The organism is Pricia sp. (assembly GCF_041745955.1).
GTDB lineage: Bacteria > Bacteroidota > Bacteroidia > Flavobacteriales > Flavobacteriaceae > Pricia.
Window position 1 is genome coordinate 1 of record NZ_JBGTHY010000020.1, and the last position, 1,528, is coordinate 1,528.

A 1,528-nucleotide genomic window follows, 5' to 3' on the forward strand; every position below is an offset into this window, starting at 1 on the left:
CATCTTTGCGCTTGATTTCAGTAGGGGCGGTACCACCCAGACCTTAAACCTGGTAGAAACCGGACTGTGGAAAGGCTTTGTGGCCATGGTACGCCAAGGGGTTTGGCATATTTGGATCGGCATCGACCACATACTCTTTCTGCTGGCGTTGATATTGCCCTCTGTAGTCCGCCGCGTTCGGCAAGTTTCCGAAGAAAGCGTCGATGCAGATCAAAAATTAGTTGGCAGCAAGTGGTATTGGCAACCCGTGGCCCGATTCAAACCAGCCTTCATATACATCCTTAAAATTGTCACTTTTTTTACCATAGCCCATACGATAACCCTGAGCTTGGGCGCATTGGACATCGTTAATCTGCCCTCGCGTTGGGTCGAATCGATTATCGCGTTATCCATCGGTTTGGCGGCTTATCATAACATCCGTCCGATTTTCAAGGGTAAAGATTGGATTATCGCCTTTGTTTTCGGTCTCTTTCACGGTTTTGGTTTTGCCTCGGTACTCGGCGAATTGGGCTTTAAGGGCGAATACCTGAGCCTTTCGTTGTTCGGATTCAACCTTGGGGTCGAATTGGGTCAGGTAGTCATTATATTGCTGATATTTCCCGTACTCTTTTTTATGCGGAAACTTAAATTCTATCCCAAGTTCATGCTATGGCTGTCTATACTATTGATTATCGTATCTTTATATTGGTTGTTCGAACGCGCCTTCGAGATCAATTTGCCGGTAGATGATTACATCCGTAAAGAGGGCTATAAGATTGCGGTATATCTTGGATTGCGCTAAAAGTAAGCGAGTATTTGCTAAGAAAAGAGCGAGGTGCGCGGGCCAATTCGTATCGACCCAACAAAACATGACGTATGGAAAAAGTTTCGTTGCTGGGGCAATGGAAAGATAGAAAGAAGGCCGAAGGGGTATCGAATACCATAGGCAAGGCACCCGAAGGTGTCCCTATACCGCTTTCGCATAGCCAGCAAAGGCTGTGGTTCTTACAACAATTGTATCCCGGTAATTCCTTTTACAATTATTCTGAAAAGTATAGGTTTGTCGGTGATTTGCAGGTAGACCTGCTGCTTCAAGCGCTCCATTTGGTATTTGAAAATCACGAGATTCTCCGTACGGTTTATTATATGGAGGATGGACATCCGTATATGCGGATACGCCCCGAAAGCGGGATTTCCGTTGTTCAACATGATTTAAGGGATCAAAAGGGGGATAAAAGTGCGGCGGTGCAAAAAATTATCGACACCGACGCCGAACACAGTTTTGACCTTTCCAAACCGCCCGTTGCACTGGTTTCCGTACTACGGATGGAAGCCGACGAGCACCTCGTCATGTTGACCTTACATCATATCGCTATCGACAAATGGTCCATGAATCTGTTGAAGTCGGAATGGGCCAAATACTATCGGGAACTATCCAAAGGAAGCCTTCCCGAAACAACAGCGCCCGCGATACAATATCCCGATTTTGCGTATTGGCAACGGGACCGAAAAATAAAACAGGAGCAACTGGAATATTGGAAGGGGAAGC

At 46.3% G+C, this 1,528-nt stretch carries 2 protein-coding genes; both read left to right on the forward strand.

Annotation, left to right across the window (positions count from 1 at the left end):
- On the forward strand, nt 1-781 hold a 781-nt coding region (locus ACEW8S_RS00680; protein ID WP_373516270.1), incomplete at its 5' end, for a HupE/UreJ family protein.
- A gap of 74 nt (nt 782-855) precedes the next feature.
- Nucleotides 856-1,528 (forward strand): condensation domain-containing protein (locus ACEW8S_RS00685; RefSeq protein ID WP_373516271.1); only part of this gene is annotated, 673 nt, incomplete at its 3' end.